The sequence below is a fragment of the Aliikangiella coralliicola genome, from assembly GCF_007004725.1.
GTDB lineage: Bacteria > Pseudomonadota > Gammaproteobacteria > Enterobacterales > Kangiellaceae > Aliikangiella > Aliikangiella coralliicola.
Genome location: NZ_ML660163.1, coordinates 183969 through 204904 on the forward strand (window position 1 = coordinate 183969; position 20936 = coordinate 204904).

The 20936-nt window shown below is 43.3% G+C and carries 10 protein-coding genes; 4 read left to right on the top strand and 6 right to left on the bottom strand.

From position 1 onward, the window contains the following. Nucleotides 1-42: 42 nt before the first annotated feature. The 5 genes from FLL46_RS27600 to FLL46_RS09710 form a co-directional block, all read right to left on the bottom strand. Entirely contained in the window at nucleotides 43-6474 is a 6432-nt protein-coding gene (locus tag FLL46_RS27600) for an immunoglobulin-like domain-containing protein (protein ID WP_142893312.1), read from the bottom strand. Then, entirely contained in the window at nucleotides 6474-8231 is a 1758-nt protein-coding gene (locus FLL46_RS09695; protein WP_142893313.1) for a tail fiber domain-containing protein, read from the bottom strand. The genes FLL46_RS27600 and FLL46_RS09695 overlap by 1 nt, the downstream gene beginning before the upstream one ends. Before the next feature lie 11 nt (nucleotides 8232-8242). Next, nucleotides 8243-10042, bottom strand: coding sequence for a tail fiber domain-containing protein (locus FLL46_RS09700; RefSeq protein ID WP_142893314.1), 1800 nt, complete (start codon nucleotides 10040-10042; stop codon nucleotides 8243-8245). Then, nucleotides 10039-11772, bottom strand: a complete 1734-nt coding sequence (locus tag FLL46_RS09705) for a tail fiber domain-containing protein (protein ID WP_142893315.1) — start codon at nucleotides 11770-11772, stop codon at nucleotides 10039-10041. Before FLL46_RS09705 ends, FLL46_RS09700 begins: the two co-directional genes overlap by 4 nt. 353 nt (nucleotides 11773-12125) lie before the next feature. Continuing rightward, nucleotides 12126-13745 (bottom strand): sigma-54-dependent transcriptional regulator, encoded by a 1620-nt coding sequence (locus tag FLL46_RS09710; protein WP_142893316.1) that lies wholly within the window; start codon nucleotides 13743-13745, stop codon nucleotides 12126-12128. Nucleotides 13746-14014: 269 nt separating this feature from the next. Here FLL46_RS09710 and FLL46_RS09715 point away from each other — a divergent pair, with 269 nt between their 5' ends. The 4 genes from FLL46_RS09715 to FLL46_RS09730 all read left to right on the top strand — a co-directional run bounded on the left by FLL46_RS09715 (nucleotide 14015) and on the right by FLL46_RS09730 (nucleotide 18828). Next, the gene (locus FLL46_RS09715) at nucleotides 14015-14386 is read left to right on the top strand and encodes a response regulator (protein ID WP_168204114.1); all 372 of its coding nucleotides are present in this window, start codon (nucleotides 14015-14017) and stop codon (nucleotides 14384-14386) included. Between the two features lie 187 nt (nucleotides 14387-14573). Then, nucleotides 14574-16625, top strand: coding sequence for a TonB-dependent receptor plug domain-containing protein (locus tag FLL46_RS09720; protein WP_142893318.1), 2052 nt, complete (start codon nucleotides 14574-14576; stop codon nucleotides 16623-16625). A gap of 36 nt (nucleotides 16626-16661) precedes the next feature. Then, nucleotides 16662-17249, top strand: coding sequence for a hypothetical protein (locus FLL46_RS09725; protein ID WP_142893319.1), 588 nt, complete (start codon nucleotides 16662-16664; stop codon nucleotides 17247-17249). Further along, nucleotides 17242-18828, top strand: coding sequence for a sensor histidine kinase (locus FLL46_RS09730; RefSeq protein ID WP_142893320.1), 1587 nt, complete (start codon nucleotides 17242-17244; stop codon nucleotides 18826-18828). Before FLL46_RS09725 ends, FLL46_RS09730 begins: the two co-directional genes overlap by 8 nt. A gap of 372 nt (nucleotides 18829-19200) precedes the next feature. Here FLL46_RS09730 and tnpC read toward each other — a convergent pair. After that, the coding region (gene tnpC / locus FLL46_RS09735) for an IS66 family transposase (RefSeq protein ID WP_210418659.1) at nucleotides 19201-20936 on the bottom strand (1736 nt) is incomplete at its 5' end.

Sequence of the window (20936 nt, forward strand, 5' to 3'; positions counted from 1 at the left end):
AATTCATTTAATACGGAGGATAATTTTTTTCTCTAACGACAGTTAAACTTTGCTCTGTAAAACTTTTGTCCGTTTACGTGCAAGAAACATCAACGCTAACCACAACCAAGAAAGTGAACCACCACCAGAAGAAGTACTCTGCTCTTCCTCATCTTCGACTTTAACGTCATTGTCAGTAATAGTTACCGTGGCATTGCTTTCATCCAAAATGGTGGTGTTAACAGGATTGTGTAATACGACATTAAAAGTTTCATCGCTTTCATCCTGTGTATCATCGGTAATATTAATCTGAATTTGTTTTTGAACTTCACCATCGGCAAAGTACAAACTTCCTTCTGCAACATTAAAGTCTTCACCATTAACCGCGCTACCGTTATTAATTTGATAATCAACACTAATATCGCCATAACTGCCATCGACTCTCACCACAGTAATAGTTAATTGATCGAATGATTCATTGATAGTGTACTGAGTTCCACTAAACCGAACATTACCGCCTTCTGGAACTAATTCGTTTTCTCGAATGGTGACAACTGACTCACTTACTGATCCGATGCTGGCGTCACCATCTAAGTTAGCTAAACCCAAGGTAAAATATTCATCGCCTTCATAGTCCCTGTCATCAAAGATAACAATGGATACCGATTGACTCACTTCGCCATCCGGGAATGTCAAACTGGAATTCGCAATACGGTAATCAATACCATGAGTGGCATCACCGGATATCACCGATAAATCAGCACTGACTTCCCCGACACTGCCAAGTGTTCGAGTGACAGTGACAATTAAGTCAGTCGCATCTTCATCCGCTTGATAAGCAACGCCACTAAATTGAATAATGCCGGCCGAAGGTATTGGTTCGTCTTCATTGATAATCACCTTGGCCACTATTTGATTAGCCAGCTCAGTTCCCGCAACATTGGTCAATTGCAAATCGAAACTTTCGTTGCCTTCATATTCAGAGTCGTCAATTAAACTCACACTGATAGTTTGACTGATTTCACCGTCTGCAAAGCTCACTGTTTGATTAACAATTTGATAATCTTCTGCGGCGGTGGCCGAATCATTTTGCGAAACGACATCCACACTCACCTCACCTAAGCTACCACCTTCTCGAATAACAGTTACCAGCAACGAGTGATCATTTTCATTGACCTGGTAACTATCAAACTCAAAGGATAAAACACCGGCTGCCGGTACAGGGTCATTGTCTAAAATGGTCACCTTGATTACTGAAGTGCCCAAGGTGGCACCACCAGTAATATTGGATAATGCTAATTCAAAAACTTCATCTGATTCATAAAGCTCATCGTCAACCAAATCAATCGTGATATCTTTTTCCAGTTCTCCATCAGCAAAGATTAAAGTCTGACTAGTTGCTAAATAGTCACTCACCGAATGTGCACTAGAATCTCGCGTGGCATAGGCAACAGAAACTTCACCACTGCTACCGCCTTCACGAAGAATTTTGATGGTTACCGTACCATCATTTTCATCAACAATCGCACTATCAAATTCAAATCCAATTTCACCAGCAGCTGGCACTGGGTCGTCTTCTTGAATGGTAACTATCGCGATCGAGTCCAAGCCGATCGAAGACTCGCCCACACTTTGTAAATTACTTAGATTAAGCGTAAATGATTCATCACCTTCGTAAGTTGAGTCATCAACAATGTTAACCCAAATAGATTGTTCGGTTTCACCGTTTGCAAATGCTAAGGTAGCTGCCGCAAATTCATAATCATTAGTTGCGGTCGCAGAGCTATCTGGATTACTCCCGTCTTGCATTGCATAGTCAATGGTCAACTCTCCATAATCGCCATTGCTACGGATTACTTTTACTTCAACAGATAAACCATTCTCAGCAACAACATAATCAGTCAGTTCAAAATTAACATCACCGGAATAAGGATAAGGGGTGTCATCACTGTTATCGCCGATACCATCTCCATCAGAATCCTGCCATTCGGTTCCATCTAATGGGAATTCATCTTCGTCATCTGCAACACCATCATTATCGTCATCAGTGTCTTGATTATTACCTATGCCGTCACCGTCAGTATCAAGCCATTCATTTTCATCAAATGGGAACGCATCTTCGTCATCTGAAACACCATCATTATCGTCATCAGTATCTGCATTATTACCGATACCATCACCGTCAGAATCTTCCCATTCATTTTCATCATAAGGGAATGCGTCTTCTCTATCGTCGATACCATCATTGTCGTCGTCCGGATCAACAGAATCTCCGATGCCGTCACCGTCCCAATCAGTATCCTGAATCTCAATTTCTCGGATGACAGTCGTTGCTGAATTTCCTGCAGCATCGCTAACGTCATAACTTAAGATATAGGTCCCAATGGTATTAGTATCTATCGCACCGCTGATCACAATATCAGCAGAGATATCGCCATCGTTGTTATCGGTCGCAATAGCTCCCTGCTCTACGTAACTATTGCCAACGGTCAGCAACATCGTAGCGTCACCATTGAGGGTAATTTCCGGCGCGGTTTGATCGGTTACATTGATAATCCTAGTGACTGATGTGGCCGCATTATTCGCAGCGTCTACAACGTCATAAGTTAAGGTATAACTGCCGACAATATGGGTATCCACGCTACCACTCACAGTGATTACACTGCTTAAATCACCGTCAACATTATCGCTGGCGTTGGCCCCATCATCGATGTAGCTGGAACCTTGCGCAATCGTGATTTCTGCATCGCCAATTAAAGTAATCACCGGTGCAGTTTGGTCAGTTACAGTGACAATTCGTTCAACTTCCACTGCACCATTATTCGCAGCATCGCTCACATTAAATGCTAATCGATAGCTACCTAATTGACTGGTATCAACTGTACCAGTCATCACAATTTGTGCCGTTAAATCGCCGTCGACATTATCATTGGCACTAGCTCCTGCATCGACATAATTGTCGCCTTGGGCGATAATCAAGGCGGCATCACCAGACAAGGTAATAACAGGCGCAGTTTGGTCAGTGACCGTCACCGTCGCCTGGGCGACTCCCGTGTTGCCGGATAAGTCAGTTGCACTAAATGTGACAGTGGTAATCCCCAATGGAAACACAGTAGGGGCATCATGAGTTACCGCCAAATCACCGTCAACTAGATCGTTAGCTGTGGCGCCCGAGAGGAAATTCGCGATTGTAGTTTCAGAATCTGGAGTGCCGTTAGCATCAACCGCAGCCACAGTAATATTCGCAGGAACGGTGACCACCGGCGCGTCATTGTCTTGCACGGTTACTTGACGAGTTAACGCAGTCGCGGCATTACCGGAGGCGTCACTAATTCGATAAGTCAGAATGTAAATTCCCAGGCTACTTGTATCAACACTGCCATTAATATTCACTTGGTGACTAATATCACCGTCCACATTATCGTTAGCAGTTACGCCTTGTTCTGTATAAGTATCCCCGACAGATAATGTAATCGCACTGTCACCATTTAAGGTCATCACTGGAGCCGTTTGATCAGCAATAGTCACTGTCGCTTGTGACTGTCCGGTATTGCCTGAACTATCAGTTGCACTAAAAGTCACCGTGGTGACGCCTAATGGAAAAATGCTGGGCGCATCATGGGTCGGCGTTAAGGCGCCATCCACATCATCGTTAGCGGAGGCTGCGGCTAAGAAAGTTTGGATGTCTGTGTCTGTTGCCGGTGTTCCGTTAGCATCGACTGCCGCAACAGTAATACTGGTTGGTGCAGAAACAACTGGTGCAAACGCATCTTGTACACTCACCGAACGAGTCACTTCCACAGCATTATTGCCGGCGGCATCGGCGACATTGTAGCGTAAGGTATAAACGCCTAGATTAGTCGTATCAACGCTACCACTTTCCACAATATTAACCGTGATATCACCATCCACATTATCGCTCGCAGTAGCACCGGCATCAGTATAGGTATCACCAATATTGACGGTAACAGAAGCATCGCCGGTTAAACTAATTACTGGTGCAGTTTGATCAGTCACGGTGATAGTTGATTGCGCGCTACCAATATTTCCTGCCGCATCGGTTGCGCTAAAAGTGACAGTGGTTGTGCCTAACGGAAAAATACTTGGCGCATCATTGTTGACCGTCGCAATCACTCCATCGTTAACATCGGAAGCAGTTGCTGAGGCTAAAAATAAAGTGATATCAGTATCTGTTTTAGCGGTGCCATTTGCATCGGTAGCGGCAACAGTTAAAGCCGCGGGCGGTGTTACGACCGGTGCCGTTTGATCTGTAACCGTTACTGTTCGAGTGACTTCAACTGCGGCATTTCCAGCTGCATCAGTAACATTGTAAGTGATGGTGTAACTACCCACGATATTGGTGTTTACTGGATTCACCGTGACAATTGAACTGGTAATATCGCCGTCGTTATTATCACTGGCAGTTGCACCTTGATCGCTGTAAACATCACCTTGCGCGAGAGTAACCGAGGCATCGCCGGTTAAGGAAATCACTGGCACAGTTTGGTCCGTCACATTGACGGTTCGTGTTACTTGAGCCGCGGCATTTCCGGCAGCATCGGAGACATTATAAGTAATCGTATAACTTCCGACTGTGCTGGTATCTACCGGATTAACTGTGACGATGGAACTCGAAATATCGCCATCGTTATTATCGATAGCGGTGGCACCTGCGTCCGAATAAATTGAATCTTGGGCGATGGTGAGACTGCTATTTCCAATGAGAGAAATTACTGGAATCGTTTGGTCTGCAACATTAACAGTTCGGGTTACTTGAGCCGCCGCATTTCCAGCTGCATCGGAAACGTTATAGGTCACGGTATAACTACCGACGGTACTGGTATCCACCGGATTAACTGTGACGATTGAACTAGAAATATCGCCATCATTATTATCACTGGCGGTAGCACCGGCATCGGTATAAGTTGAACCTTGCGCGATGGTAAGACTGCTATTACCGATAAGAGAAATCACAGGATTCGTTTGGTCTGTGACGTTGACTGTGCGAGTCACTTGAGTCGCCGCATTTCCGGCGGCATCAGACACATTATAAGTCACCGTATAGCTGCCAACGGTATTGGTGTCCACCGGATTAACCGTCACAATGGAACTGCTGATATCGCCGTCCACGTTATCGGAAGCCGTCGCTCCAGCATCACTATAATTGCTGCCTTGGGCAATAGTAATCGACGCATTGCCCTGTAAGACAATCACCGGCGCTGTCGCATCTAACACGCTAAAGCTTTGCACCACATCAGTCGCAGCGGAATAATTGGTATCGCCGTTTTGCGACGCAGTGATACTGCAAGTTCCCACATTTAACAAACTCACACTTGTACTAGAAACACTACAGACTGCCGCTGTACTCGATGCAAAACTCACGGTTAAACCAGAGCTACTTGAAGCACTTAAATTAAAATCTGCATCACCTAAATTTTTATTTGCCAGCGCTGCAAAAGTAATATTTTGGCTAGCCTTATTGACGCTAAAACTTTGCGCAACATTGGTTGCTGCCAAGTAGTTAGTATCACCCGCTTGTGATGCTGTAATTGAACAACTACCACTCGCAACAATAGAAACAGTTGAGCCACTAACAGTACAAACCGCTGTGGTTGAAGAAGTAAAACTCACGGTTAATCCAGAAGAAGCTGTTGCGCTAATGGCAAAGTCGGCATCGCCATAAGTTTTATCGGCAAGACTATTAAAGGTAATGGTTTGACTAGCTTGAGTCACACTAAAACTTTGCGTGACATCATCGGCAGCCAGGTAATCTGAGTCACCCGATTGGGATGCAGTAATTGAACAAGTGCCCAAACTAATTAAAGAAACGAAACTGCCGCTGACGGTACAAACTGATGTGGTCGTCGAAGTGTAAGAAACAGTTAGACCAGAACTCGCTGAGGCGGAAAGTGTTAGCGAGTCACCATATTCTTGATTGCTAATGGAATTAAAACTAATAATTTGTTTTAAAATTGTAGTCAGCGTGACATCGTTACCGTCTCCACCTTGGTAACTAATTGTTAAAACATAACCGCTTTGATCAACTTGTCCACCTTCAGCCAAACCGTTAAAAATGCCACTCACACTATCAGCAGCATCATTATCAATTACTGTGAAAGTATCGCCGGCATTTGCTGTATAGTTAGTGGTATCGATATCTAAAGTCGCCGAGCCCAAACTAACGCTGCCTGTAATATCAAGTTGATCGTATTCACTACAAGCAGTACTGCCTTCGATTTCAATTTCTAACGAACCGCCGCTGCTTAAGGATAAATTCCCCGCGGCAATACATCCAGGACTAGAACCCGGCGCAATAGCACCGCCAGATTGTAAATTGACAGTACCACCGCTAACGGTGCCACTGCCTTTTAATTTACCGCCGCTTTGAATATTTAAATTACCGGCGAGCGCAGAATGGCAACCAATAAAGCCAACCAAAAAAATAATTTTTTTCAGAGAATTTAAAAACTTTTTATTCAGGCTAAGACATCTCATTATTTAAGTCCCACCTGGTTTGCTAACTGCTCAATTTCTGCTTCGAGTTGCGCAATTTCTTCGTCAATTTCTACGCTTTCTGCATCGAGTTGTTGTAGTGCTTGAATTAGTAAAGGGGTGACTTCAACATAGTTAACCGATTTAATTCCTTGGTCATTTTCAGTCACTAATTCAGGTAAAACTGCTTCAACTTCCTGAGCGATAAATCCATAATGCTCACGATCATCGCGATGCAATTCTTCTTTCCATCGATACTTTACGCCTCGCAATAATGAAACTAATTGCAAGCCATTTTCGATTGGTGTGACCGCTGTTTTTAAACGGGCATCGGAAGCTAAAGTGAGATCGCCGCTAATAGTTAAATCACCATTGTTGGCTAAAGTAAGTGCAGCTATGTAACTACCACTAGCGTCGTTGTTAAAAGTAAGATCGCCGTTATCTGCAGCGCTGATTTGCCAGCTGTCGCCAGCGTCTTCGCCATTGTCGGCAGTTAATGTCCAGGTGGCTGCGCTGTCGATATCACCTAAAGTTGTGAAGGTTTTTGCGATGGAGTCTGCAAATCGATAGCTGCTACTGCCAAGAGCGGTTTGTCCATCACTGCCAGGATTCCAGGCAACAGTACTATCATTACCGAAAACAACCGTATTATCAGCGTGGCTAACAGCACCATAACCGATGACAACAGCGTTTGAATGACTTACAGATGAGTTGGCACCGATGACTATTGAACCATTATTAGCAGTCGAAGTTGCTTTAGCGCCATAACCGATCACGATACTATCATTGACTTCTGCTACTGCTCTAGCACCCATCACAGTTACACGACTTATATCAAGATTGGAGGCTGATGGCATTCCCGTATCTGTACCGCGATCTCCTAGAAACCCGGTTTCAATATTTTCATCAGTATCGGTCCACTCTGCAAAGTCCGCGAATGCCCCTAAAACCACATTGTCTGACCCGGTTCGATTTGTCGAGCCCGCGCCGACTCCAAGGTAAGTGTTCCGGCTTGCCGAATCAGAAGTTCCGGTCCTGCCGTTTTCTCTTCCAGCCAAGGTTCCTACAAAGGTGTTGAAGTGTCCACTCTCGGTATTTTCTCCTGCGCGCGCTCCCACCATGGTATTGAAGTTACTTAAATCAGCATCGGCCCCTGCCTGTTTTCCAATAAAAGTATTTCGGATACCTGCTCCTAGTTCTTCACCTGCCTCCATACCAAAGGCAGTGTTCCCCCAGCCATCATGACTATCAGCAGCAAAACCTCGCAAAGCATTAAAACCCAGCGCAGTATTTCGATAGCCTGACTGATTGTTTCTACCCGCATCCTCTCCAAAAAAGGAATTGTCATCACCAGTTGTGTTGTCCTCACCAGACTCTTCACCAATAAAAGTATTGCGCGAGCCTGTAGTATTGGCATAACCAGATTTTGTACCAAAGAAAGAATTATCTTCTCCCGTCGAATTGTTGTAACCGGCCTGAGTTCCGACAAAGCTATTACGAACACCGGTGGTGTTGCTATAACCACTTTGATAACCAACAAACACATTTTCGTCGACCTGATTGTTATAACCGGCCTGATTGCCAACTAAGGTATTTCCACTTTGAGTCGTTGTATTACGACCGGCATCAACCCCGATTAAAGTATTTTTGTCTCCAGTTGTTATTGTGGCATTAGAATTAAGCTCAGTATTATCTGCAGCGACATTAAGCGACAGGCATATTAAACTTGTAGCCAACCAGTATGGTTTATTAAAGTTCATACTTCTCCCCCTTAATTTCGCTTGATGACTAGTGCAGCTTCTATGGCATCTAATCTTTCGTCGAGCGAATCTAATTGTTGCTGCTGCTGATTTTGTTTAACATTCAATTCACCGCCGGCTTGTGCCAGTACCGGTAAAAGCGCCACATAATTGATAGACTTCATGCCGTCGCTTCTGGTCGAAACAGTTTCCGGTAAAATAGTTTCGACTTCTTGAGCAATTAAACCTGAGTGCTGTCGTTCATCACGGAAGGTTTGTGGACGCCAGATATAACTCACTGGACGTAATTGGTTGATCAAGTTTCGAGCGTCGTCAATTGGAACAATATTTTTTTTGAAGTTGGCGTCGGAAAGTACATTGACGTCGCCGGTGACAGTTAGCCCACCGTCATTGCGTAAGCTAATTAAAGTTGATTGACTGCCGCTAATATCATTATTGAAAGAAAAATTGCCATTATCTGCAACGACAACTTGCCAACTATCACCGGCATCCGACGCAGCATCTGCAGCAATAGTTAATGCGGCTGAACTGCCACTATCAGCGATAGTAGTAAGCGACTGACTGAACAAATTAGTAAAGCGATAGTCAGTGCGCCCTAATGTAGTCACTCCATCGGCATGGGGATGCCAACCGGTAGTGCTGTTATTGCCTATCACTGCGATATTATCGCCATGACTAGAAGCGCCATAACCTATGACAATTGATTTCGTATGAGTCGCGTTAGCTCCAGCACCAATAACAACACTGCCTGTGCCTGACGCATTAACGTTATAGCCAACTGCTAAGGCAAAATCAGCGCTAATATTTCCATAGGAACCTATCAAGGTTCCATTGCTAATGTTTGAACTTGATGGTGTCAATCCGGTCGCCGTGCCACTAGCAGATTTAAAAATCGTTTCGACCTGTGCTTCAGTTAATTGGCTCCAATCGGTAAAATCTGCGAAAGCACCAATAACAACATTGCCATCACCTGTTTGATTATTGGCGCCTGCTGCTGCACCAAAAAATGTGTTACTTTTCGCACCACTGGCAGACTCCAAACCCGACAATGTTCCCACCATTGTGCTAGCTTCTTCGCTTGTCGGATAGCTATTGTCTTGTACATTTTCTCCAGCACGAGCACCGACTAAAGTATTGTAGGTACCGTCTCCCAAAAAATATCCCGCTCCTTCACCTACAGCAACATTTCCTTCGCTGCTGCCAATGCCATACGCAGCCCGAAAACCGAAGGCAACTGTCTCAGTCGGTAACGCGTCTGAAACATTTCCATAAAGTGACTCACTACCAATGGCCACATTGAAATTCCCGGAAATGTTATACGCAGCTCGATATCCTAAGAAGCTGTTGTAAGGAGAGGCATTAGTTCCATCATTAGCGTAACCGGCACTACTTCCAGCTATCGCGAGACCGCGTTGGTTTGAAGCATTTTGGCCGGCTTCAAAACCGAAAAGAGTGTTGTAGCTATTTGTATTATTGAGTCCGGCACGTGTACCAATAGCGGTTATTCCGTATATCGATTGATCTTGAGAAGCTGCCTGGTATCCAAAAATTACCCCCTCACCAGAATATAATACGGCTTGCCCAGCCTCTGCTCCAACAAAGACATTCTCACTTCGAGTACCAATTGATGCGCCGGCACTTTCACCAAGTAACACATTATGATCTCCGGCGGTAATCGAAGCACCGGCATTTGTACCATAGAGGGTATTTTCTGCAGCCACCTCAAAAGTCAGTGCTGAAATTATTAACAAACCAGCGGCAAAACCTCTCGGCAACACATGAAGTTCTCGTTTTGAGACAAGTGATTTCATCCCTGCTCTCCTCTTTGCGAAGAGACTTTCGATGTCTGTAATTCAAAAAACCGCTGAAGTTTCAATCTCCTTGCTTTGAGTTGTTCCAACTGTGCGCGACGGGATTTATTTTGCTCCGCAAGTTCTTTTAATGACTCGACCAAAAAGGGGACCAGGGCAATGTAGTTGACAGTTTTACGACCACTTTTTTCTGTTTTAACGATATTAGGAAAAATGGATTCTACTTGCTGTGCAATTAAGCCTAAATGTTTCGAAGTGCTGTCACTTTCTTTAATAAAATCATAATGCACAGCTGATAACCGAGAGGTTGCTGACAAAGCCTTATCAATCGGATTAACTTTCTTTTTTAAGCGTGCATCTGAATTTAGGTAAAGGACGCCAGCAATTGTTAAATCGCCACTTTTGTTGATACTCAAAGTGTTTGACTGACTACCACTGATGTTGTTGCTGATATTGAATTGGCCATCATCTACTGCAGAAATTTGCCAAGTATCTCCATTATCCTCAGCAGCATCAGCGCTAATTACCCAACTGACAGTATCATCGGTATCAGCTACACTCACAATATTAGCGCTAATCAGGCCGCTAAAACGATAATCACTATTGCCTAAACTGACCGTGGCATCACTCGCGGCATCCCAACTTAGTGTGTCACTATCACCTAACAATAAGGAGTTGGAATAGATACTCGTACTGCCCAAACCAATGTTGATAGATTGATCATCAGAAACAACTCCCCCAAGCGAAATGGCTCCCGCAGCTTTTGCATCGGTATATTGACCTAATGCTATCCCCTCATCCCGCGTAACTTCAGCACCAATCCCAACTCCAACCGCCTTAAAAATTTCACTTTCTGACGCATCTGCACCTGTCCCAATAAATAAATTATCTGCTCCTGTCTTATTATCATAAGCAGCGAACGCACCTAAGGCCGTATTACGGTTCGCACTATTAGCACTCGAGCTCCGGTCATTTGTCCATCCAGCCTGAGCCCCAACAAAAGTGTTATAATCTGTATCAGCAAGGCTAGCTCCTGCTTTAACCCCAACAAGTGTATTGAAGTTACCTGCTGTTATGAAATTAATATTAGAACCAAGCAGTGTATTGTGAACACCGCTTGTAAGATAATGTGCAGCGTCATACCCTATTACAGAATTACCATAACCTGTTACTTTCGACCCATTTGCAGCCCCCCGCAACGCACTGTAACCAACAGCAGTATTATCGTTTCCATCGGTAAGGCCTGCCCCAGCAGTATAACCAAATGCTGTATTGTTACTCCCAGCCGTATTGTCTTCTCCTGACCTATAACCAAAAAAAGTATTGTCTGAACCTGTAGTGTTAGCTAAGCCCGATTCATAACCAAAAAAAGTATTGTCCGAGCCACTGGTACCGCTTGTACAGTTTGCTAATCCTGTCTGAAAACCTGCAAAGGTGTTATCGGAACAAGCTACATTGACTAACCCAGATTGGTGGCCCAGAAAAACATTATCGCTGCCACTCGTGTTTGCCATACCTGCTTGAGCCCCGATAAAGGTATTGTTATCTGAGGTAACAATAGATTTTCCAGCACTTTCTCCAATCAAGGTGTTGCCTTCGGCACTTGTACTCAAATTTGCACCGGCATCAGTTCCCAAAGTCGTGTTGTCAGCAAAAACAAATCCACTCGTTGTCGCCATCAACAAAGCCATCGACAAACGCCGCGGCGAAAACTTATTTTCACTATTCATATGAGCCACCCGCTACAGTGGTAATTGCTCGACAACATAAACTTTGCCCTCTAAACACTCTTTTCTCTCGAAAAATTTTGACAAGATCGATTGGTATAAGCGATTGATTTCAATGAGTTCGAATATTGCGATATATATGCCAACTTTAATTTTTATTGACTAAACAATTAGTTAGATAAAAATTGATGTCGTGATAGGAATTTCTATAAGAAAAAGACTGCTCTATAAGCGCTGATTGCTTAGATAGCTTGGCTTAGCAGAAAAATTTGATGGCAGTCCGGCCGTGATCAGCAGATATCAGGAATGGCTCGAAGATAAGTTGGGCGTTAACACCCGCTAATGAACTTGTAGTCTTAGTGAGCAGCTACGGTATAGTAAGTCCAACGTCGTTGCCCTTGTTTGTTTAACAAACCTTCTTTATGGAGTTTTTTTAATAGATAAGAAGCGCGACTATGATCAACTTCCAGGACTTGTTGCGCAATCGTATTATCAATTTTTCCATGGGTTTTGGCATACTCGATAATTAAATTTTCTTGAGAATTAGCTTTAAGGTGTTTCCAGTTAACCGATTCTGACGTTTGAATTGATGCGTCTTCAACTTGCTCTTGCGCTAAATCGACATCACTCTCCGCTCCAGAGACACTATTCTCTCCAGCCAGACTTTGTCGCGGCTCTTCCATAAAATGTAAGTGCCTTTCAGTGATCATTTGGCCCCGACTAGCGATCAGCGCATATTCAATAAGATTCTTAAGCTCTCGTACATTTCCTGGAAAATGATATCGACCGATTGCACTTAGCGCTTGCGGTGAAATCTCAGGTTGTTCCCGCCCCATTTGCTCACCAAGCAACACTAAAAAATGCTCCGCTAATAATTCGATATCACCCTGTCTCTCTCTTAACGGCGGCAAGGAAACTTGATAGCCAGCTAATCGGAAAAACAGATCTTGTCGGAACTCTTTAGTTTGCAGTTTGCTGCGCAAATCCAAATTGGTTGCGGCAATCACTCTGACATCAACCTTACGGCTTTGCCGGCCGCCGATTGGCGTCACCAAACCATCTTCTAAAACCCGTAATAACTTAGCTTGCAGCGACAAAGGCATATCGCCAATTTCGTCTAGAAATAACGTTCCGCCATCCGCTTGCACAAAATAGCCGCTTCTATCTGTCGTCGCACCGGTATAGGCGCCTTTGGTGTGACCAAATAATTCTGCATCGGCAAGTTCCGCTGGTATTGCGGAACAATTGACCGCCACAAAAGGTTTGTTACTTCGGGCACTGCCATAGTGAATAGCGCGTGAAATCAACTCTTTGCCCGTGCCGCTTTCCCCTAATACCAATACATTCGTTTTTGGCGCGGCCTGCAAGTTGCGGACTTCTTCAATCAGCTCTCGTGTTGCCAGGCTTTGGCCAACAAATGCATCTATTTTCCAATGCTCCGCTTCCCTTCGGGTTATTGTCGATAGCCTTTCATCAGCAAGGTTAAGTGCTTGCTCGGCCTGTTTACGTTTGCTGATTTGTTCTTGCAGTTCTGTATTTAACCGCTCTAAAAGCCGGTTCTTTTCCATTAACATTTGCTGCTGATGGCGAATTGTCAGATGCGCCTTGATACGTGCCAAGACTTCTTCTCGCTGTAACGGCTTGATAACGAAATCGATGGCGCCGGCTTTAAAGCCTTCCAGTCGTTTGTCGATGTCGGCAAGCGCACTCATAAAAATGACCGGAGACTGCTCGGTTTTTTTATTCGCTTTTAATTCAGCGCAAACTTGATACCCATTTAGCCCGGGCATCATCACGTCTAGCAATACAATATCCGGCGTTCTTTCGAAGGCGAGAGAAAGCGCTTGCTCGCCATCGGTAGCAACCATAAGTTCCAAACCACTATCAGAAAGATAATTAACCAAGATGTCTAAATTATCCGGCTGATCATCGACGATTAGCACCACGGCAGAAGTAGAATTCTGCGGAATATTCATAGGTTGCCCAGAGTTTATACGCTTATAGTTGCCTCTAGTATAAGCGAAAACGCTTATAAAAACCTATAAGCAGAATCCAATTTGATAAATAAATCGATGAAATATTAATGCTATCTACTTGATTCAAAAGAAAAATAAATTGACACATTCATGAATTAAAATTGGCTTGATAATTGAAGGTTACTCAAGACCAATGATTTAACGATAAAACATGTTTTTGATTACTTATGGAAACAGCTCTTAATAAACCGCAAGGACAGGCCGGCGTCTTGCCAACGGTCTTAGCGGTGGACGACGTTCCAGACAATCTGGATATCTTAGTAGCGCATCTCGAGCAAGAGGAAATCGAGCTGATAGTCGCACTGTCAGGGGAGGAAGGCGTTACCCTGGCCACCCGAATCAAACCGGACTTAATCCTTATGGACGTCATGATGCCGGGCATTGATGGATTTGAAGCCTGCCGACAGCTAAAAGAGAATCCGGAGACGGCTAAAATTCCGCTGATATTCTTGAGCGCCAGAAGCGATGAAAAGTATATAGAACGCGGCTTATCGCTAGGCGCAGTCGACTATATTTACAAGCCGGTATCAGTGCCGCTTTTAAAAGCTCGGTTGAGAAATCACCTGGCGCCAAAGTATTGAAGTCGAAGTACTTAGGTCGAAGTACTGAAGTCAAATTACTGAAGCGAAAATACTGAAACGAAACAACCGAAGCAATGGGCGAGAGGAAACGCGTGACTGAACACATACGACTAAAAGTTTGTTTCTTTCCGCTTTAGGCATTACTCTCCGTTTTGATAAACCCAATAATTAATGAGGAATCCATTCGATGCTTGCAGTAATTAAAAAAGCTTCTTTGCTCCTAATGTTGTCAGGGCCTTTTTTTGAGGTAGTTGCCGACGATCTGGAAGACCAGGAAATGGCCAATCTACTGGCTCTGCTTGAAGAAGAAACCGAGTTGGCCACACAAAGTAAAATGAACGCCGATTATGTACCCGGTATGGTGACCATACTCCATGGTAAAAGGCTACAATCATACGGTGTTTCCACTGTTATGGATGCACTGAACCAAGTTGCCGGCTTTTACTCTTCAGTTAACAATGTGGGCGACCCTGTCGCTATAGTACGTGGCGTTGGCACCAGCTTAAATGCTAGCAACATAAAAATATTGATCAACGGTGTAGCGGTCAATCGACCGGTAGATGCCTCTGCCGATTGGGCATTGCGCCTTCCCATCAACCAGGTGGATCGCATCGAAATTATTCGCGGCCCAGGCTCTGCGCTCTACGGCGAATATGCCTTCTCAGGCGTGGTCAATATCATCACCCGAGAAGATAACGGTGTCGGATTAAAACTGGGCAGCTATCAATCTAAACAGGGGGACGTTCTTTACCACCGAACCTTTAATACAGGAGCACAGTTGTCAGTTAACCTTTCCGTCTGGGATCGCGATAACAGCGGGTTAACAACCAATGAAGATAGTTTCGCCGCCCGTGGTCTCGGTCATTCTCCTGGATTCATTTACGATCACGAACAAGGGCAAGTGTTATTTGCTGCTGCCAGTCATCACGGGTACGAGGTGCAGTTACAACTGGCTGATGTCGAACGAGGTGGGTGGTATGGAGACACGGCAGTCTTGCCAATGGATCTTGAACCACGTGAAGAAAAAGTTTCCATGTTTCAAGTCAAAAAAGAATGGGAAATTAACAACGATCTGCAACTTGCCGCGTCGCTGAGTAATTTACAAACCGATTTCAAGTTTGCGACTATTCTACCAATCCCTGCAGGTATCGATCCCCCAGGTCCGCCGCCACCAATTGTCATCGAACGATTTCGCCAGGGCGGCAACGCAGACACCACCAATCGTTTCGGTCTCAATCTTCATTGGTCTGCTTCTGATCAGCATAAGCTGTTTGTTGAACTGAACCATGTGCGCAACAAAGTAGACTCTGCCTTTGACCTTTTATACGCATTGGGTGAACCACCGGTTATCAATCCACCCGATAGAACTAACGTGATAGCCGGCTCAACACGTCGAATAACCAGTGTTACCTTACAAGATCAATGGCAAGTCAATGAACAACTAGAACTAACGTTGGGCGCGCGTTACGACGATTACAACGACTGGGGCAGTAATACTTCACCTCGACTCGCAGCAGTTTGGCGGGTTAAAGACAATCATATTTTCAAAGCTCAATACGCTGAAGCTTTTCGTCCACCGACAATGGAGGAACTCTATCCGGGTCCAAGAACTTTCCCCGGTGCAGAAAACACCAGTCTGGATCAGGAAAGTTTGCGCTCCAGTGAGTTAGCGTATATTTATCGCAACGCATTTTTTAGTTTCCATGCCACTTTATTTGATACCAAAGTAGAAGACTTAATTGAGTTTGTTATTCAACCACCTGGTCCCCCTGTTTGGTTAAACCGAGGTGAAATTGATACCATGGGACTGGAACTGGAGTGGCGACAAAAATTTGAGCGCCACTGGGACTGGTTTGCTAATTTGTCCTACGTGGACGCCGAGGACCGCCTGGATTTGGATGGAAAAATGACTGGCTCTGTCAATTGGCTACTCAACCTGGGAGTGGATTGGCAGGCAACCGCAGACACGCGCCACGCTTTACGACTTCATTATGTTGGTGAACAAGAAGGTTGGGATGTAACCCGTACTCCGTCTGCCGATCATTTTGATGCCTATAACACATTGGACTACACTCTTTCGGTTGAAAACTTGTTTAATGTTGCTCAACTAGGACTCGCTGTCAGCATCAACAATTTAGCCGACAACCACTACGACACAGTCCCCAACCCAGCATTTTATCCCCAGGGATTATCGCAGGGAGAGCGCACAGGCTGGCTGCAATTAACTTATCAGTATTAGTGCGGTGATTATTTAAAAGGATGATTGTTCGCCCCCATGAAACTTGGACGAGGTAAAACTAAAACATTTGCGCTACAACAATTCTTGTTGCTAATGCTGATGTTGTTGGCCGGCAATGGTTTGTCGCAGGCAGATAGTTTTACCGAACGACGTGCTCATGTGGGGCTCAAATTATTTCGCACACTGGTATCGGCAGATCTTGAGATAAATAATAAATCCAACGCTCAAGGCGTTTTACCCATCACCCTGCTCTATGCAAACAAGGACGAACAGGCTAAAGAATACCAACAAAGTTTGCAGCAAAGTTTTAAAGCAGTAAAAAAGATCCCCACGGAAATCGAAACACTCTCAGCAGTTCAAATGCTAAATAACGCGGAGTTCAAAACCGCCGCTATTTTTATTGCGCAGCCTCTAAGTAAGTCCGAACTAAATAAAGTCATTCAATACGGAATCAAACACCGAATTATTATTTTTTCCCCTTTCGAAGGAGATGTCGAGCAAGGCGTTCTGGGTGGGCTATCTGTTCAGGCAACGGTTCGCCCGCTTATCAATAAACACACTCTAAACAAGAGCCAACTTTCCATTAAACCTTTTTATCTTAAAGTGGCCAAATATTATGAGTAGATTCGCCTTGATAAAAATGCTTAGACGCAAGGGCGAACTGCACGGCCAGCTCATTATCAGTGCTATTTTTATAAGCCTTATCCTCATCCTTTTATGGTCGCTAGACAGGTACTGGCAAAACACGCTTAAACCCCGTCTCTACCTGGCAGCCGAAACTCAAGCTAAAGTTTTGGCCGAATCACAAGCTACAGCGTTAACCGACGCACTCGAACGCGCAGAACCGGAGCGGTTAAAATCGTATCTGCTCGAAACTGTTGAGGAAATGTTAATCGTTGAAGATCCCGCTATCGGCGAACGTTTTATTCGCAATTTGCAGCTGCAGCTCGACTACACATCGATTTCAGTCCCTCCAGATTCGTTGGATCTGAATGAAGGTATCGGACCATGCGATCAGTGTTTTAACGTCGAGGTCCCACTCATAAATCATCAAGGCGAAATTCTGGGAATAGCCACACTCTCCATTAGTGACGGTTACTTTCGTACACTGAGTCAAGAGATGAAATCGAAACTCTTTGCCGAGTCAGGATTAGTTTTTGGATTACTCGCAGCAGTGTGGTTAGTCATGATGATAATGTTTCACCGTTTGCACATTGCAAAGCAAATCCTGGAAGCATCCGACCAGGCGAAAACCCGTTTTATGGCTAATGTAACCCACGAACTTCGCACTCCCTTGAACGCGATTCTCGGGTACACTCAGTTATACAAACGAGATCTGGAAATGATGAATAATTATGGCCAGGGCATCAAGGCGATCGATAGAAGTGCCGATCACTTGCTACTAATGATCAACGACATCCTTGAGTTTTCACGAGCCAATGAAGAAAACCTGACACTTCATCCTGTAGAAGTCGATTTACATAGCTTTTTAAAAACCATGGTCGAAATGACGCAAATAAGTACTCAGATTAAAAACCTGCCTTTCGAATATAATTTTGATAAAGATTTGCCTTCAATAGTGAAAATAGATGATAAAAGGTTACGCCAGGTTTTGTTAAATCTTCTGAGCAATGCGGTTAAATTTACCAATTCAGGACATGTATCATTTTCAGTTAGGTTAAAATCCATTAAGTCAGATATTTGCCGCCTCAAATTTGAAATAGAAGACACCGGAATCGGTATTGAAAAATCACAACTGCAATCTATTTTCATACCCTTTCAGCAACTTGACAATGCAATAACGCGCGCGGAGGGTACAGGTCTGGGCCTTACAATTAGCCAAAGACTCGTAAAACTGATGGGTTCAAAACTACAACTAAAAAGTGAACCTAAAAAAGGTAGCAAATTTTGGTTTGAGTTAAATATACCGGTAATTGGAAAAGAAAATATTAATTCTGATGATGTGTCAATCTCAGCTACGACAGCTCAACAAAATGAGCCGATTATTCTCCCTCAAAAACATCAACTTGATGCTTTAATTGAGCAGACTAAGCGTCACAACATTCTAGGTATCCGTTCGATTCTGAAAGAACTTGAGCACCAACCAGAGCTTGGCCCGTTTCTTAATAAAACACGCCCATATGTCGAAAAGTACCGGTTTAAAGAACTTTCTGAGTGGTTGGAAAAACACGAAACAAGTTAAACACCTGAGTAGTTCAATCTGCAGAGTAAATGTCGCAACTATAGTTTCATATAAACCATAAACGTAGTGATACGCTATAACGATGCTTAGAAAGAAAAGAAAAGAAAACTTTGGGTTTGCCGCAAAAATGGTGGGCCCTCACAGACTTGAAGTCGTGCGCGACCCCGGGTGGACCAACCGATTATGAGTCGGACCCGACGTAGTATTTGTTTATATGACCAAAGTGTGGCCGCAAATTGATACCATAGTTTGGCCAAGCTGTTTACTATGTGGTTAGACTACGCCCAAGAGCTCAATAACCCTACATCGACACCATATAACAATTCCTGACACGCCTCAAGATAAGCTATTTAAAGGATAGTGATTACCAACTCACGTATTTCTTTTCTGATTGCTACTGTAACTAGTCTCGTGTAGATTTAGCTTTCTGGATTTGAGAAAGTCGAGAAAATCGATCCCTCTTAATTTGCATGTTTCGCTGATACTTAACAAAGCAAGGTATTTTTCTATTCCATTCTTAGTAAAACTACCATCAGCAACTCGTCGATATTGAGCAAACACTTTAATCGCATGCTCTGCATAATTATTGTTCCACGTGACATCATCATAATCTAAAAACGTAAATAGCTTATCTTTATATTTGGTAAACCGATTTTTGTATTTATTTGTTGCTTCTGAACTACCTTCATAGCAACTGACTTTATTCATAAAGTTATCAGCTTTATTTAAATACTTGTGTAGGAAACGCTTACGAAGACCATACTTGTCAACTTTACTAACAATCTCATATAGTAATTTACTAAGCTCAGTAATTAGGCTTTTATAATCGACATCGAAAGGGTGTGCCCTTAAGTCATCGTTCATATCTCTAACTAAGTGTATGAGGCATTTTTGCTGTGGTCCTTTATAAGAGTCATAAGCTGCGTAGAAATCGGACACTAGCACGCCATTAAACTCCGTAAGAACTTCATCAAGTAACTTCTTCTCTCGGGTAGGGGCGAAAATATACAAGACTTCCGTCTGGCTAACAAATACCCAGACATAACCTTTAATTCCCTGCAAATTAATCGAAGTCTCATCGGCATATATAGCATTACTTTTATTTAAGTTATTAATTATCTGCTTCCTTGTAGGTTCATAATGCAACGCCATAGAACGTTTAATTGCATAGCAAAATTGCCTACTAACTTGGTAACCAAATACACTCCACAGCTCTTCCACTATTTTTCCATACGTCAGCCCTAAAGCAATCATTTGATAAACAACCCATATTTGTAAGCTTGAACCATATTTGCTTTTAATGGATAGATAGTCTGGACTAGTAAATACAGATTTGCACGATCCGCATCTTGCTCTATCACTTCGGTACTTTATGATATAACGACTTACTCCAAAGTTAGTAAATTTTAAATCAAACACAACTTTTTCAAGTTTTCCATGTCGGTAGACATTACTGCAATGACAGCGATTACATACTCTAAGATACGGAATATCAATAACCGTACTAACACGGACATTTTTATGCTTTCGCTTTTTAACTCTCGACTTTCGTTTTTTACTAGGCTTTCGAACGAAGACTTTATCTCGTTGATATTCAAAATATGAGCATTTGTTAAAATATTCTAATTCTTTTATTAAATATTCACTGTTTCCAAATTTAAATGTTGCTTTTTTATTCAGACTTTTTGCTGGAACAACTTGTTCATCGCAAGCTTCTTCAATACAGATTGAATTTTCAATAAAATTAATTACTTCGTAGAGGGCTAGACAGTCCTCTACATTATACTTTCGCAATTTTTCCATTGCTTTCTTAGATTTAGAGCTCTCCCATTGATATCGCAACGAAATACTTTTGTGGCCAGATAGATTACTACTCCAATTAAAGCCAATTTCTCTTGCAATTTCTTTTAGGCTATTTCCATATGTTGGAAAATAAACGTACCCATATATCAACGATAATGCATTTAGAAGTCTTTGTTTTATCTTTGATAAAATAACCATCTGGCAAGAGTTAAACGAATATTTTCGTTCCATATGCAAAACATATTTTTTTTCGTAGTCCCCATAGTGAATTATGTTGTAATCTTCATATTCGCTAACCAAGTCTA

Excerpts from the sequence above, each read along its gene's own strand:
- FLL46_RS09725 (WP_142893319.1), top strand. The coding sequence starts at position 16,662 with ATGAAACTTGGACGAGGTAAAACTAAAACATTTGCGCTACAACAATTC.
- FLL46_RS09700 (WP_142893314.1), bottom strand. The coding sequence starts at position 10,042 with ATGAAATCACTTGTCTCAAAACGAGAACTTCATGTGTTGCCGAGAGGT.
- FLL46_RS27600 (WP_142893312.1), bottom strand. The coding sequence starts at position 6,474 with ATGAGATGTCTTAGCCTGAATAAAAAGTTTTTAAATTCTCTGAAAAAA.
- FLL46_RS09710 (WP_142893316.1), bottom strand. The coding sequence starts at position 13,745 with ATGAATATTCCGCAGAATTCTACTTCTGCCGTGGTGCTAATCGTCGAT.
- FLL46_RS09695 (WP_142893313.1), bottom strand. The coding sequence starts at position 8,231 with ATGAACTTTAATAAACCATACTGGTTGGCTACAAGTTTAATATGCCTG.
- FLL46_RS09730 (WP_142893320.1), top strand. The coding sequence starts at position 17,242 with ATGAGTAGATTCGCCTTGATAAAAATGCTTAGACGCAAGGGCGAACTG.
- FLL46_RS09720 (WP_142893318.1), top strand. The coding sequence starts at position 14,574 with ATGCTTGCAGTAATTAAAAAAGCTTCTTTGCTCCTAATGTTGTCAGGG.
- FLL46_RS09705 (WP_142893315.1), bottom strand. The coding sequence starts at position 11,772 with ATGAATAGTGAAAATAAGTTTTCGCCGCGGCGTTTGTCGATGGCTTTG.